Here is a 14,113-nt window from a genome sequence, read left to right as displayed (position 1 = left end):
ACGCTAGGGCGCGACGCCGCTCGGTGTCGCAGTTGGTTACGTCTTGGGCTGCTGCAGCAGCGCCAGCAGCGAGCCCGCGTGCTTCTCGACGAACGAGGGGCCGATTCCCTTGATCTCGAGCAGCTCGTCCGGCGTCCGCGGCCGGCGGCGGACGACGTCGCGCAGCGTGGCGTCGCTGGCGATCGTGTATGCCGGCTTGCCGTCGGCCCGCTCGCGGCGCCACGCCTTCAGCGGCGCCAGCTCGGCGTCGGAGACCGGCGGCCCGTCGTCGGCGGGCGGCGAGCCGCGGCGCTTGGCGGCCACGACGACCGGGGGGATCCAGTCCGGCGGGTCGTGCACGTCGCAGCAACGGCCGGCCGGGCGGCCGGGCGTGGAGTCGCCGAAGTGATCGAGCAGCTGCCGGCGGCGGCAGACGCCCTCGCTGCTCGCGTAGCGCTCGATCGAGCGGTACGACTGCCAGCGGCGGTCGGTGGCGGCCCGGCAGAGCTGGGCGGTGCGCGCGCGGTCCAGCGTGCCGGCGAGCTCGACGTGGATGCGGCCGCCCGCGCCGGGCGTGAGCTTCAGCGCTCCGGCCCGCTCGGCGACGGCGAGCAGGATCCGGTCGCGATCGTCGCCGGCCTCGAGCTCGCCGCCTCCGCCCTGCGCGCGCATGCGCGAGACCAGCGCGCCGACCTGGTCCACGGTCACCTCGGCCTCGCGGATGAAGCGCACGAGCCGGCCGAGATCCGAGCGCGAGGCGAGCAGCACGGCGCGCGCCGGCAGCCCGTCGCGCCCGGCCCGCCCGGCCTCCTGGTAGTAGGCCTCGAGGCTGGAGGGAAGCGCCCAGTGCCAGACCGAGCGCACGTCGGCCTTGTCGACGCCCATCCCGAACGCGTTGGTGGCGACGACGACCTCCGCTTCGCCACGCATGAACGCGTCCTGCGCCGCGGAGCGCGCGCCGGCGGGCATCCCGGCGTGGTAGCTGGAGACCTTCAGCCCTTCACCGGCGAGCAGCGCCGCGATCTCCTCGGTGCTCTTGCGCGTCCCGCAGTAGACGACGGCGGGACGGCTCTCGTCCAGCGACAGGCCCGCGACGAGCGTGGACCGCTTGCGCGCGACAGAGCCATCGCCGTCGAACGCCAGCACGTCGAAGGAGAGGTTCGGGCGGTCGAACCCCGAGCGGACGCGCTCGGGCTCGCGCAGCCCGAGGCGGCCGACGATCTCCTCCGCGACCTTCGGCGTCGCCGTCGCCGTGCAGGCCATCACCGGCGGGTGGCCGAGCTCGTCGATGACCGACGCCAGGCGCAGGTAGTCGGGGCGGAAGTCGTGGCCCCACTCGCTCACGCAGTGCGCCTCGTCGACGACGAACAGCGCGATCGCGCGCCGTGCGATCGCGCCGCGGAACGCCGCCGAGGCGAAGCGCTCAGGTGCCGCGAAGCAGACCGTCGCGCGCCCTTCCGCGATGTCCGCCAGCGCGGCGCGGTTGGTCTCGCCGTCGCCGCCGGAGGCGAGCATCACGGCCGGATGGCCGAGATCGGTGAGCCGCGCGCATTGGTCGCGCATCAGCGCGATCAGCGGCGACACGACGACGGTGAGGTCCTCGCCGGCCAGCGCCGGGAGCTGGTAGCAGAGGCTCTTGCCGCCGCCCGTCGGCATCACCACGAGCGCGTCGCGGCCGTCCAGCGCGGCCTGGACCGCGTCGCGCTGGCCGGGACGGAACGCGGTGAGCCCCAGCAGCGAGAGCAGGCCCTCCGGGGTGACGTCCGCGCGCGGCGCGCGGGCGACCGGCGGCGGCGGGGCCTCGGCCGGCTCCTCCTCCGGCGCGATCTCCGCGAGGTGCGCCCAATAGCCGTCCGGATCGGGGTCCGGCTTCGGCGCGGCGGCGACGCGCTCCGCGGCCAGCCGCGCCAGCGGGGTCAGCGCGCTGCGCTCGTCACCGCTGAGCTCGTGCCAGCGGGCGCGCAGCTCGTCCAAGGCCGTCGCGGCGTCCGGGGCGCCCGGGTCGGCGAAGACGGCGGCGAGAGAGGCGAGGGCGCGCTGCACGCCCTCGACCGTAGCTAGATCTCCGGCTGGTACTCGCCGAAGACCTCGCGCAGCGCGCCGCAGACCTCGCCGACGGACGCGCTGTCCTTGAGCGCCTGGCGGATGAGCGGCAGCAGGTTGTCGCTGCCGCGGGCGCCCTCGCGCAGCTCCTCGAGCCGCTTGTCGGTCAGCGCCTGGTCGCGGCCGGCCTTGAACGCCTTCAGGCGCTCGAGCTGCGCGCGCTCGGACTCCGGGTCGACGGAGAGGATCTCCTCCACCTCGGCGCTGTCCTCGACGAACTCGTTGACGCCGACGACGACGTCCTGCTTGACGCGGTAGCGCTCGTGGTAGCCGAACGCGGACTCCTCGATCTCGCTCTTGATGAACGCGATCGCGTTGACCGAGCCGCCCTGCTCGTCGACCTTCTCGATCAGCGCCCAGGCGCGCTTCTCGATCTCGGCCGTGAGTGACTCGACGTAGTAGGAGCCGGCGAACGGGTCGACCGTGTCGGTCGCGCCCGACTCGTGCGCGATCACCTGCTGCGTGCGCAGCGCCAGCTTGGCGGCGCGCTCGGACGGGAGCGCGAGCGCCTCGTCGAAGCCGTTCGTGTGCAGCGACTGAGTGCCGCCGCAGACCGCCGCGAAGCCCTGCAGCGCCACGCGCACGACGTTGTTGAGCGGCTGCTGGGCGGTCAGCGTCACGCCGCCGGTCTGCGTGTGGAAGCGCAGCATCAGCGAACGCGGGTCCTGCGCGCCGAAGCGATCCTTCATCGCGTGCGCCCACATGTTGCGGGCCGCGCGGAACTTCGCGACCTCCTGGAAGACGTTGTTGTGGCCGTTGAAGAAGAAGGCCAGGCGGGGCGCGAAGTCGTCGACCTTCAGGCCGGCGTCGAGCGCCGCCTGCACGTAGGCCATGCCGGACGCGAGCGTGAAGGCGACCTCCTGCACGGCGCTGGCGCCCTTCTCCCGGAAGTGGTAGCCGGAGATCGAGACCGTGTTCCACTTCGGGATGTGCTGCTTGCAGTACGCGAACAGGTCGGTCGTGAGCCGCATCGACGGCTTGGGCGGGAAGATGAAGTTCCCGCGCGCGATGTACTCCTTGAGGATGTCGTTCTGGACCGTTCCGCGCAGGGACTCCGAGGCGACGCCCTGCTCCTCGGCGACCAGCTCGTAGAGCAGCAGGAGCACGCCTGCGGGCGCGTTGATGGTCATCGACGTCGAGACCTCGCCGAGCGGGATCCCGTCGAACGCGGTCCGCATGTCGTCGAGCGTGTCGATCGCGACGCCCGTGCGCCCGACCTCGCCGAGGCTGCGCGGGTCGTCGGAGTCCAGCCCGAGCTGCGTCGGCAGGTCGAAGGCCATGCTCAGGCCGGTCGAGCCGTGGGCGAGCAGGTACTTGTAGCGCTCGTTGGACTCCTTCGCCGACGCGTAGCCGGCGTACTGGCGCATCGTCCACGTGCGCTTGCGGTACATCTCGGCGTGCACGCCGCGCGTGTACGGGTACTCGCCGGGGCGGCCGAGGTCCAGGTCCGCCGGCAGGTCCTCGCTGGTGTACAGCGTCTTGACCTCGATGCCCGAGTCCGTGAAGCGCCGCGGGTCCTCGGGGCCGACGACGGGCGCGACCGAGAGGTCGGCGGCCGTGTCCTTGTCCTCGATGGCCATGACCGCAGATTAGTCTCCGCAGCATGTCCCTACGCGACCTTCCGCCGGTCGACGCGCTCGCCGCGCAGGTCGACGCGCCGCGCGCCGTCGCGCTGGCGGCGGCGCGCGCCGTGCTGGCGCAGCGGCGCGAGGAGCTGCTCGGCGGCGCGGCCGGCGACGCCGACCTCGGCGAGCGGGCGCGCGACTGGGCCCGCGCCGCGGTCGCGCCGTCGCTGCGGCACGTTCTGAACGCGACCGGCGTGATCGTGCACACCAACCTGGGACGGGCGCCGCTCGGGCGCGAGGCGCGCGAGGCGGTCGCGCAGGCGGCGCGCGGCTACTCGAACCTGGAGCTGGATCTCGACTCCGGCACGCGGGGCTCGAGGCACGCGCATGTCGAGGCGCTGCTGCGGGAGCTGACCGGCGCCGAGGCTGCGCTGGCGGTCAACAACGGCGCCGGCGCGGCGCTGCTGGCGGCCGCGGCGCTGGCGGGGCCCGGCCGCGAGGTCGTCGTCTCGCGCGGGCAGCTCGTTGAGATCGGCGGCGGCTTCCGCGTCCCCGACGTGATCGCGCAGGCGGGCGCCCGGCTCGTCGAGGTGGGGACGACGAACCGCACCAGGCTGGACGACTACCGGGCCGCGCTGCGGGCAAGTGGGGATCGTGTCGGCGCGATCCTGCGGGCGCACCAGTCCAACTTCCGCCAGCTCGGGTTCGTGGAGGACGTCCCGGTCGAGGCGCTGTGCGAGCTCGGCGTGCCGGTCATCGACGACGTCGGATCGGGCGCCCTCGGCCGGGTCTACGACGAGCCGCCGGTGCGGCGCTCGGTCGCCGCGGGAGCCGCGCTCGTGTGCTTCTCCGGCGACAAGCTGCTCGGCGGGCCGCAGGCCGGGCTGCTGGTGGGCCGCGCGGACGCGGTGGAGCTCGCGCGCCGCCATCCGCTCGCGCGCGCCCTGCGGATCGACAAGCTCTCGCTCGCGGCCCTGGAGGCGACGCTGCGGGCGCATCGCGACGGCGGCGACGTGCCGGTGCTCGCGATGCTCGAGGGAGACGGGCTCGAGGCGCGGGCGCGCGCGCTCGCGGAGCGCATCGCGGGTGCCGAGCTCGTCCAGGCCGTCGCCAAGGTCGGCGGCGGCGCGCTGCCGCTGCTCGAGCTCCCCGGCCCGGCGGTCGCGCTGCCCGATCCGGCCGAGGCGCTGGCCGCCGCGCTGCGTCGCGGCGATCCGCCGCTCATCGGCCGGATCGAGGACGGCCGCCTGCTGCTCGACCCGCGCACGCTGGCCGACGACGAGGTGGAGCCGGCGGCCGCTGCCATTCGTGCCGCCCGCGGCTGAAGCCCGGGTCAGGCGGTGGAGGGTGTGACTCCACTCGGGGTATGCCTCCCCGCTCCCGTCTCGCCGCGCTCTCCCTGGTCGCGGCGAGCCTCGTCCTCCCGGCGCGCGCCGCGGCCGCCACCAGCTCCAACTGGGCCGGCTACGTCGCCCACGCTCCCCATGCCAAGTTCCGGACCGTCCGCGGCGCGTGGACGGTTCCCGCCGTCGATTGCTCGATCCCTCGCAAGACGTACTCGGCCGCCTGGATCGGCCTCGGCGGTTACCACTCCTCCTCCGCCGCCCTCGAGCAGACCGGCACCGAGGCCGACTGCCGCCACGGGATCCCGCACTACGGCGCCTGGTACGAGCTCGTGCCCGACGCCGAGGTCCCGCTCCCCCTTGCCGTGCAGCCAGGCGACAAGATTGCCGCCCGCGTGTCGGTGCACGGCGCGCGCGCGATCGTCCGCATCCGCGACGTCACGCGCGGGTCCGTCTACCGCAAGACCCTCACGGCGCCCGCGATCGACACGACCTCGGCCGAGTGGATCGTCGAGGCGCCGTCGCAGTGCGACGGGCTGCTCGGACCGTGCAGGGTCCTGCCGCTGGCGAACTTCGGCGCGATGAAGTTCACGGCCGCGCGCGCGGTGACGGCGAGCGGCCACCAGGGCGTGATCGGCGATCCGGCGTGGGCCGCGTCGCCGATCGACCTCCGCGCCACCACGCTGACGATCGGCGACGCCGAGGACACCGGCGACGGCACCGCAGGTGCGACGGCCGGAGGCCTCTCGGCCTCCGGCGCCTGGTTCACGGTGTCCTACGCGCCGGCGGCCTAGACGGCTGATCAGCCGATCATCTCGCGCGCCGCGCCGCCCGGCCGGAACATCGGCAGGCAGTCCGCCTCGGGGGCGATCCGGACGTGCAACAGCGCCGGACCGTCCTCGGCGAGCGTCTCGGCGAGCGCGTCGTCCATCTGCTCGGGGTCGCCGATCGAGCGCGCCGCGACCCCGAACGCGCGCGCCAGCAGCTCCCAGTCGGGGCTCGCCCCGAGGTCGACCGCCATGCGCCGGCCGCCGTAGAACAGGTCCTGCTGCTGGCGCACCATGCCGAGCGACGCGTTGTCGAGCAGCAGCACCTTCACGGGCAGCTGCTCGACCGCCGCCGTCGCGAGCTCCTGCACGTTCATCAGGAACGACCCCTCGCCGGAGACGCACACGACGGCCGCGTCCGGGCGCGCGGCCTGCGCGCCGAGCGCGGCCGGCAGGCCGAAGCCCATCGTCCCCAGCCCGCCCGACGTGATCCAGCGCCGCGGCGCCTCGAAGCGCAGGCGGCCCGCCGCCCACATCTGGTGCTGGCCGACGTCGGTCGTCACGATCGCGTCGCCGAGCTGCGCCGCGAGCGCGTCGAGCGCCGTCTCCGGCGCCACGCAGCCCTCGGCGGGCTCCGGCTCGCGGGCGGGATGCGCCGCCCGCCAGCCGCGGATCCGGCTCCACCACTCGGCGTGGCGGTCCGGGTCCGGCTGCTCCTTGCCGTACGCGCGGATCAGCCCCTCCAGGGCGAGCTTCGCGTCGCCCACGATCGGGATGTGGGCGGCGACGTTCTTGCCGATCTCGGTCGCGTCGATGTCGATGTGGACGACCTTGGCGTGCGGGGCGAACTCGCTCAGCGCGCCGGTCACGCGGTCGTCGAAGCGCGCGCCGACCGCGACGATCAGGTCCGCCTCGTCCATCGCCCAGTTCGCGACCCGTGTGCCGTGCATGCCGAGCATCCCCAGCCACTGCGGGTCGCTCGCCGGGAACGCGCCGAGCGCCATCAGCGTGGTGGTGACCGGCAGGCCGGCGACGCGTGCGAGCGTGGTCAACTCGGCCGCGCCACCGGCCTGCACGACTCCGCCGCCCGCGTAGAGCACGGGGCGCCGCGCGGCGGCGATGGCCTGGGCCGCCCAGCGCACCTGGCGCCCGTTGGGGCGGGTGCGCGGGCGGTGCCCGGGCAGGTACGGCGGGTGGCTCTCGTCGCGCGCCGGGGCGGCGGCGATGTCCGACGGCAGGTCGATCAGCACCGGTCCCGGCCGGCCCGTGCAGGCCAGCTCGAGCGCGTCGCGCACCGCCTGGGCGATGTCGTCCGCGCGCTCGACCGCGATCGAGTGCTTGACGATCGGCTGCGTGATGCCGATGACGTCGGCCTCCTGGAAGGCGTCGGTGCCGCGCAGCGCCGTCTTCACCTGGCCGGTGATGAACAGGGTCGGAACCGAGTCCATGTTGGCGTCCGCGATCGGCGTGACCAGATTGGTCGCGCCGGGCCCGCTGGTGCCGATCGCGACGCCGGCGCGCCCGGTGGCGCGCGCGTAGCCCTCGGCGGCGTGCCCGGCGGCCGCCTCATGGCGCATCAGCACGTGGCGGATCGGGCTGTCGTGCAGCGCGTCGTAGACCGGCAGGCACGCCCCGCCGGGGATGCCGAAGACGGTGTCGACGCCGGCGCGCTCGAGCGCGCGGGCTAGGGCGTCGGCGCCGCGCATCGCTGCCGCCGATCAGGAACGAGGGTGGTCCGGACGAGGGTGAGTACGAGCATGGGGAGCTCCTTCGCTGGGTGGGTTCGGCGGCGCGGGTGCGCCGTGAGCGGCCGGCGGAGCCGGCGGGAGGGACCGCGCTGACGCGGGACTACGCGGCGCGCGAGGGCACGCCGGGGGCTACTCGTAAGGCGGCGTGCGAAGCGGTCACGCCGCGGATGATGCCAGACGCGGATCGGCGTGTCACGCTGCGTCCCCATGCCGCTGACGCTCGGGACCGCGGGCCACATCGATCACGGCAAGACCGCGCTCGTGCGCGCGCTGACCGGCATCGACACCGACCGCCTTCCGGAGGAGAAGCGGCGCGGCATCTCGATCGCGCTCGGGTACGCGCCGCTGGAGCTGGCCGCTGGGCGCGTGTCGGTCGTCGACGTGCCCGGACACGAGCGCTTCGTACGGACGATGGTCGCGGGGGCGACGGGGATCGACTTCTTCCTGATGGTCGTGGCCGCCGACGACGGCGTGATGCCGCAGACGCGCGAGCACGCGGCGGTGCTGGCGGCCCTGGGCGTGGACGCCGGCGTGGTGGCGGTGACGAAGGCCGACGTCGCCGACCCGGCGCGGGCGCTGGCGGAGGCGGCGGCGCTGCTGCCGGGGGCCGAGGCGGTCGCCGTGTCGGCGGTCACGGGCGCGGGGCTCGCCGAGCTGCGGGACGCGTTGGACCGGGCGGCGGAGCGCGTCGTCCCGCGGGCCGCCGACGGCGTCATGCGCCTGCACGTCGACCGCGTGTTCAGCATCCGCGGCGCCGGCACGGTCGTGACCGGCACGCTGTGGTCCGGCGAGGCCGTGAGCGGCGCGCAGGTGGCGATCCTGCCCTCGGGGCGCCGCGCGCGGATCCGCGGGGTGGAGGTCCACGACGAGGCGGTCGAGCGCGCGGGCGCGGGGCAGCGGGTCGCGTTGAACCTCGCCGGCCTGGACCGCGACGAGGTGGCGCGCGGAGCTGTGGTGGTGGCCGGCGACGCGGGCGCGGACCTCGCGGCGAGCTATCGCGTCGACGTCGCGCTGGCGTGGGCCACGCCCGAGTCGCGGCCCGACGGCGGCGCGCGCGTCGGCGTCCATCACGGGACGCGCGAGACGGCGGCGCGGCTGGCCGAGCTCGGCGGGCGGTTCTTCCAGCTGCGGCTCGAGGAGCCGATCGTGCCCGCGTACGGCGATCGCGTCGTCATCCGCTCGCTCGCGCCTCCCGACACGCTTGGCGGCGGTGTCGTCCTCGATCCCGCGCCGCGCCGTCACGGGCCCTCGCGCGATCTGCTCGCGCGGCTCGTGCGGCTGGAGCGCGGCGAACCGGAGCCCGAGCCCGTCGTCGCCCCCGAGCCGGAGCCCGAGCCCGTCGCGCCGCCGGACTACGACCCGGAGCTCGAGGAGCGGCTGAAGGCGGCGGGCCACGAGCCGCCGGCCGACGCGGAGCTCGGGTCTGCCGAGGCCTTCGCCGCACTGCGCGCGCACGGGCGCGCGGTCCGGCTCGGCCGCGACATGCACATCCACCCGGAGGCGCTCGCGCGCGTCGAGGCGCGGGTCGTCGCGCTCGGCGAGGCGGGCGAGATCACGCTGGCGGGCCTGCGCGACGACCTCGGGACCTCGCGCAAGTACGCGCAGGCCCTGCTGGAGCACTTCGACGCCGCCAGGCTCACGCTGCGGGTCGGGGACGCGCGCCGGCTGCGCCGCCGGCGCTGACCGCCGCGCTGTACGCGCTCTCCCAGAACGCGAGCTCGTGCTCGCTCGACGCCATGAACGCGGCCAGCATCCGCTGCCGCCCGGCGTCGCCCATGCCCTCCGCGGCGGCGTCCACCAGCTCGCGCGCCCACGCCGCGAGCTGCTCGAACTCGTCGGACGCGTACATCCGGATCCACTCCGCGTAGCCCTCGTGCCCCGGCTCGCCCGCCGCCGCCAGCCGCTGCCCGATCTCCGCGTAGCCCCACATGCACGGCGCCAGCGCGGCCGCGAGCTCGCCGAAGTCGCCCAGCGACGCGGTGCGCAGCAGGAAGTCGCAGTAGGCGTCGGTCGCGGGCGCGGTGCGCTCGGACTCGAGCTCCTCGACCGACACGCCCCAGCGCGCCGCGTACCGGCGGTGCAGCTCCATCTCGGTCTCGAGCACGGACTCGGCGAGCGCGGAGAAGCGCCGCATCCACGTCAGCCGCGGCGCCCGCGCGGCGCCGAGCGAGAGCAGGCGCCCGTAGTCGATCAGGAACAGGTAGTCCTGCCGGACGTAATGCCGGAACGCCGCCTCGGGCAGCGTGCCGTCGCCGATCCCGCGGACGAACGGATGCGCGTGGATCGCCGACCAGACGGGGTCGGCGGCCTCGCGCAGCTCTGCAGAGAAGCTCATCGCGTCACCTCGCCCGGGAGAATCGCCCCCTGGGCGATTGCTCCCAGCGACGCGAGCCCTCCGGGCGAGCCGTCGCCCCTCACGCCCCGGCGCCCGCCGCCTTGGGCGCCGTCGGATCCTCGGCCTCGGAGCCGGAGTGCTCGCGGGCCATGAAGTTCTCGACCTCCATCGGGTCGTCGCGCGTGCGCTCGACCACTCGCAGCAGGTCGGACATCGTCGAGACCTCCTCGACCTGCTCCTTGATGAACCACTGCATGAACTGCTCGCTCGTGTAGTCCCCCTCCGCGCGAGCGGTTCCGGCGAGCGCGTTGATCTGGTCGGTCACGCGCCGCTCCTGCTGCAGCGCGAGCGAGACCGGCTCGACGAGGTTGGCGAACTCCACCTGCGGCGCGGCGACGCCGGGGATCACGACGCGCTCGTCGGCGTCGACCAGGTACTGGACCATCATCATCGCGTGGTCGCGCTCCTCGAGCGCCTGGCGGTAGAAGAAGCGGGCGAGTTGCGGGAGCGTCTCGGCGTCGTAATAGACGGCGATCGCCACGTATTGCTGGTGCGCCGCGTACTCGTACGCGATCTGCTCGTTGAGTTGCGTGACAAAGGCGTCGGCGGCCATGCGCGCGGATGCTATAGAAGCTCGCGCCGTGTCTTCTGCGCGGATCGTCAAGCCGAAGAAGCGCTGCTGCAAGAGCCGGCCTCGGTGCAAGAAGTGCCCCGTGGTGTGCAAGCGGCTCGCCAAGCACGACCTCGCGGAACGGCTGCCCGACGGGCGCTACTTGCTTTCAGTCGACCTGACTAAGAAGCGTTACAAGGCCGCACGCGGCTGAGCGACCCGGCCCGATCGGGCTATGCTGCCGTCTTCATGGCCACCTGCCTAGTGACTGGTGGCAGCGGCTTTCTCGGTTCGCACCTCTGCGATGAGCTGCTCTCACGCGGCAATCGCGTGATCTGCATCGACAACTTCGATACCGGGTCGCTGGCCAACATCCACCACCTTCGTTCGCAGGACTTCCTGTTCCTGCATGCCGACGTCACCGAGCCGTTCTTCATCGACGAGCCGGTCGAATTCGTCTACCACTTCGCCTCCCCGGCGTCGCCGATCGACTACCTGCGGCTGCCGCTGCATACGCTCAAGGTCGGGTCCTACGGGACGCACCACGCGCTCGGCCTGGCCAAGCTGCACCGCGCGCGCTTCCTGACCGCGTCGACCAGCGAGGTCTACGGCGACCCGCAGGTGCATCCGCAGCCCGAGACCTACTGGGGCCACGTCAACCCGATCGGCCCGCGCGGCGTCTACGACGAGGCCAAGCGCTATGCCGAGGCGCTGACGATGGCCTATCACCGCCAGCAGGGTGTGGACACGGCGATCGTGCGGATCTTCAACACCTACGGCCCGCGCATGCGCCCGCACGACGGCCGCGCGATCCCGACGTTCCTGCGCCAGGCGTTGCAGGACAAGCCGATCACGGTCTTCGGCGACGGCTCGCAGACGCGCTCGTTCACCTACGTCGACGACCTGATCGAGGGCATCATCCGGCTCGCCGAGTCGGCGCACCACGACCCGGTGAACATCGGCAACCCCAACGAGTTCACGCTGCTCGAGCTGGCCAAGACGGTGATCGAGGTGACGGGCTCGCGCTCGGAGATCGTCTTCGAGGCGCTGCCGACCGACGACCCGCAGGTCCGCCAGCCCGACATCACGCTGGCGCGGCAGCTGCTCGGCTGGGAGCCGGTAGTGCAGCTGCGCGACGGCCTGCAGCGGACGCTGGACGCGTCCGGCGTAGAGGCGCTGACCGGTACTTGAGCCGGGAAGCGCGCGACAAATCGCGTTGCCGCCCGTTAGGGCGACGAGAGTTGTCCTTTGGCTGACGCCCCGACACAGACCCCCGAGCCACCGACACGCTCGCGGCCCTCCGGCCGCGAGCCGCTCGCGCTGCCGCACGTCGACGTGCGCCGCAAGCGACCGCCGGTGCTCTCGTTCCTTCTGCGCATGGAGACGCTGCGCCGCGCGTCGCGCATGGCTTCGCTGCTGGCGCTCGACTTCGTCGGGCTGTTCGCCGCGCTGTGGATGGCGCTGATGGTCAAGGCCGTCATCCGCAACGGCGAGTGGGCCTGGCACGCGACCTTCGCCGAGGCGCGACACACGATCGCGTTCGCCTATCTCGTCACCGCGCTGCTCTTCGCCCGCTCCTCGCTGTACGCGGAGCGCGCGCAGCGGCCGGGCCTGTCGCGGATCGTCGGGTCGCTGTTCCAGACCACCGTCGTCGCGCTGATCTTCGCGCTGATCAACGGCGAGCAATACTCGAGCTACTACATCTTCTACGGCACGCTGGTCTTCGCGATCGCGATCATCGGGGTGCTGCGGTGGGCGTACGAGCACGTCACGGGCGCACTGCTGCGCGCCGCCGGCTACCGTCGCCGCGCCGTGCTCGTCGGCTCCGGCCGGCACATCGAGGACGTCGCGCACGCGCTGACCGACGAGGTGCACGCGCCGGTCGAGATGGTCGGCTTCATCTCGCTCACGCCGCGCCCCGACAACGGCCTGCGCTCGCTCGGGCGCATCGAGCAGCTCGCCGAGGTGCTCGACGCGTACCGCGTGCAGGAGGTGATCATCGCCGATCCCGACTTCCCGCAGGAGCGCGCGGTGGAGCTCGTGGACACGTGTCACAGGCGGGGCGTGACGGTGCGCGTGGCGCCGTCGACGATGGAGATCCTCGTCCAGCGCGCGGAGTTCGTGCCGGGCGCGTCGGTGCCGCTGTTCGAGTTGCGCCCGCCGGTCTTCGACGGCTTCGACTACGTCCTCAAGCGCACGTTCGACCTCGCGGTCTCGTGCGTGCTGCTCATCCTGCTCTCGCCGGTGCTGGCGCTCAGCGCGCTGCTCGTGAAGCTCTCCTCGCGCGGGCCGGTGATCTACCGCTCCTACCGGCCGGGAATCGGCGGCGAGCCGTTCGCGTGCTTCAAGTTCCGCACGATGTTCACCGACGCCGACCAGCGCCAGGCGGACCTCGAGTCGCTCAACGAGGCGACCGGGCCGCTGTTCAAGATCCGCCGCGACCCGAGGCTGACGCCGGTCGGGCGCGTCCTGCGCCGGTGGTCGATCGACGAGCTGCCGCAGCTGCTGAACGTCGTCCGCGGCGAGATGTCGCTCGTCGGGCCGCGGCCGCTGCCGGAGCGCGACTTCCAGCAGCTCGAGGAGTGGCACAAGAAGCGCTACCTCGTCCTGCCGGGGCTGACGGGCCTGTGGCAGGTGTCGGGACGCTCGGAGCTCGACTTCGACGACCTCGTGCGGCTCGACTTCCTCTACCTCGAGCGCTGGTCGGTCGGGCTCGACCTTGCGATCCTGCTCAAGACGGTTCCCGCCGTGCTGTCCAAGCGCGGCGCGTTCTAGCCGGGCGGCTAGAGCGGGACTTCACTCCCGTCCTCGGGGACGGCGACGCGGTCGGTGAGGCCTTCGGCCTGCAGCCGGGCGCGCAGGTCGGCGCGGGTCTCGGTCGCGTGGGCGATCGCCTCGAGGTGGACGGCGACGATGTGCAGGTCCGGCGCGTGGCGGGCGAGCGCGACGACGTCGTCGGCGCTCATCACGATCGGATCGCCTTCGAGGAAGCGCGCGGCGCTCGCGTTGACGACGGCGACGTCGGGCCGGTGGCGCGCCAGCGCGTCGCGGACCTCGTCGCAGAGGATCGTGTCGCCGGCGATGTAGAGCTTCAGCTCGCCGGGGGCGTCGAGCACGAAGCCCGAGACGGGCGCCATCGCCCGTCCGATCTCGCCCGTGCCGTGGCGGCCGCCGGTGCGCGAGATCGCCACATCGCCGAGCCGCGCCTCGTCCGCGACCGGGCGCACGTCGGTGAAGCCGTCGTCGCGCAGGCGCGCCGCGTCCTCGGGCTGGCAGAGGATCGAGATGCCACGAGGGAGCAGGCGGCGCGCCGTGTCGTCGAAGTGGTCCTGGTGCATGTGCGTCACGAGCACCGCGTCCAGCCCCGCGACGAGCGCCTCGAGCGGCTCGGGCAGGTCGACGAGCGGGTTGCGCCGCGGGTTCGGCGTGTCCGGCACCGCGGGGCGTGCGCCGGCGGGGTCCAGCTGAGGATCGACGAGCAGACGCAGGCCCGCCATCCTGATCTCGAGCGTCGCGTTGCGGACGAGGGTCAGGTGCACGGATCGGAGACTAGGGAGTTCCCGGGCACCGTGGTGTACTCCGAAGCATCGCCCGCCGGGCGATGCGAGTTGCACGGGATCTGCACAGGATTCCCCCGGCGATCCCACAAACCGGTGGCACACT

Annotated in this window: 12 protein-coding genes; 6 read left to right on the top strand and 6 right to left on the bottom strand. The window is 73.5% G+C overall.

The annotated features are described in order from the left end of the window. Nucleotides 1–36: 36 nt before the first annotated feature. Together H958_RS0106205 and H958_RS0106200 are read right to left on the bottom strand one after the other, a co-directional pair. The gene (locus H958_RS0106205; protein ID WP_028058022.1) at nt 37–2,022 is read right to left on the bottom strand and encodes a RecQ family ATP-dependent DNA helicase; all 1,986 of its coding nucleotides are present in this window, start codon (nt 2,020–2,022) and stop codon (nt 37–39) included. 14 nt (nt 2,023–2,036) lie between these two features. Continuing rightward, a complete protein-coding gene (locus H958_RS0106200) occupies nt 2,037–3,662 on the bottom strand; it encodes an acyl-CoA mutase large subunit family protein (protein ID WP_028058021.1) in 1,626 nt (541 codons plus the stop codon). A 23-nt stretch (nt 3,663–3,685) separates the two neighbouring features. Here H958_RS0106200 and selA point away from each other — a divergent pair, with 23 nt between their 5' ends. Both selA and H958_RS42890 read left to right on the top strand, forming a co-directional pair. Then, nucleotides 3,686–4,972, top strand: a complete 1,287-nt coding sequence (selA, locus tag H958_RS0106195) for an L-seryl-tRNA(Sec) selenium transferase (RefSeq protein WP_028058020.1) — start codon at nt 3,686–3,688, stop codon at nt 4,970–4,972. A gap of 41 nt (nt 4,973–5,013) precedes the next feature. After that, entirely contained in the window at nt 5,014–5,784 is a 771-nt protein-coding gene (locus tag H958_RS42890) for a G1 family glutamic endopeptidase (RefSeq protein ID WP_051323895.1), read from the top strand. Between the two features lie 8 nt (nt 5,785–5,792). Here the strand turns inward: H958_RS42890 and ilvB are convergent, their stop codons facing one another. Beyond that, a complete protein-coding gene (ilvB, locus tag H958_RS35420; protein ID WP_037409317.1) occupies nt 5,793–7,463 on the bottom strand; it encodes a biosynthetic-type acetolactate synthase large subunit in 1,671 nt (556 codons plus the stop codon). A gap of 249 nt (nt 7,464–7,712) precedes the next feature. Between ilvB and selB the strand changes: the two genes are divergently transcribed. Next, nucleotides 7,713–9,188, top strand: coding sequence for a selenocysteine-specific translation elongation factor (selB, locus tag H958_RS35415; RefSeq protein WP_037409314.1), 1,476 nt, complete (start codon nt 7,713–7,715; stop codon nt 9,186–9,188). Here the strand turns inward: selB and tenA are convergent. Continuing rightward, nucleotides 9,142–9,840 carry a thiaminase II gene (gene tenA, locus H958_RS35410; protein ID WP_051323894.1) on the bottom strand — a complete coding sequence of 233 codons (699 nt, stop codon included), beginning with the start codon at nt 9,838–9,840 and terminating at the stop codon, nt 9,142–9,144. The two genes, selB and tenA, sit on opposite strands and share 47 nt — an antisense overlap. A gap of 79 nt (nt 9,841–9,919) precedes the next feature. Next, the gene (locus H958_RS0106170; protein ID WP_028058019.1) at nt 9,920–10,453 is read right to left on the bottom strand and encodes a ferritin; all 534 of its coding nucleotides are present in this window, start codon (nt 10,451–10,453) and stop codon (nt 9,920–9,922) included. On the opposite strand from H958_RS0106170, the gene H958_RS44850 reads away from it, so the two are divergent. The 3 genes from H958_RS44850 to H958_RS0106160 are packed head-to-tail and all read left to right on the top strand — an operon-like array spanning nt 10,452 to nt 13,225. Next, nucleotides 10,452–10,664 (top strand): hypothetical protein, encoded by a 213-nt coding sequence (locus tag H958_RS44850; protein WP_081685653.1) that lies wholly within the window; start codon nt 10,452–10,454, stop codon nt 10,662–10,664. The genes H958_RS0106170 and H958_RS44850 overlap by 2 nt on opposite strands. Before the next feature lie 35 nt (nt 10,665–10,699). Further along, complete coding sequence (locus tag H958_RS0106165; RefSeq protein ID WP_028058018.1) at nt 10,700–11,641, top strand: UDP-glucuronic acid decarboxylase family protein; 942 nt, start codon at nt 10,700–10,702, stop codon at nt 11,639–11,641. A gap of 57 nt (nt 11,642–11,698) precedes the next feature. Continuing rightward, complete coding sequence (locus H958_RS0106160; RefSeq protein ID WP_231379180.1) at nt 11,699–13,225, top strand: sugar transferase; 1,527 nt, start codon at nt 11,699–11,701, stop codon at nt 13,223–13,225. Nucleotides 13,226–13,233: 8 nt separating this feature from the next. Here H958_RS0106160 and H958_RS0106155 read toward each other — a convergent pair whose 3' ends face one another. Then, nucleotides 13,234–13,989: an MBL fold metallo-hydrolase gene (locus tag H958_RS0106155; protein WP_028058016.1), complete on the bottom strand. Its 756-nt coding sequence runs from the start codon at nt 13,987–13,989 to the stop codon at nt 13,234–13,236. Between the last annotated feature and the right edge of the window lie 124 nt (nt 13,990–14,113).

Origin of the sequence: Candidatus Solirubrobacter pratensis (assembly GCF_000425945.1) — a bacterium.
Lineage (GTDB): Bacteria > Actinomycetota > Thermoleophilia > Solirubrobacterales > Solirubrobacteraceae > Solirubrobacter > Solirubrobacter pratensis.
This window is presented reverse-complemented; position numbering and strand designations above follow the sequence as displayed.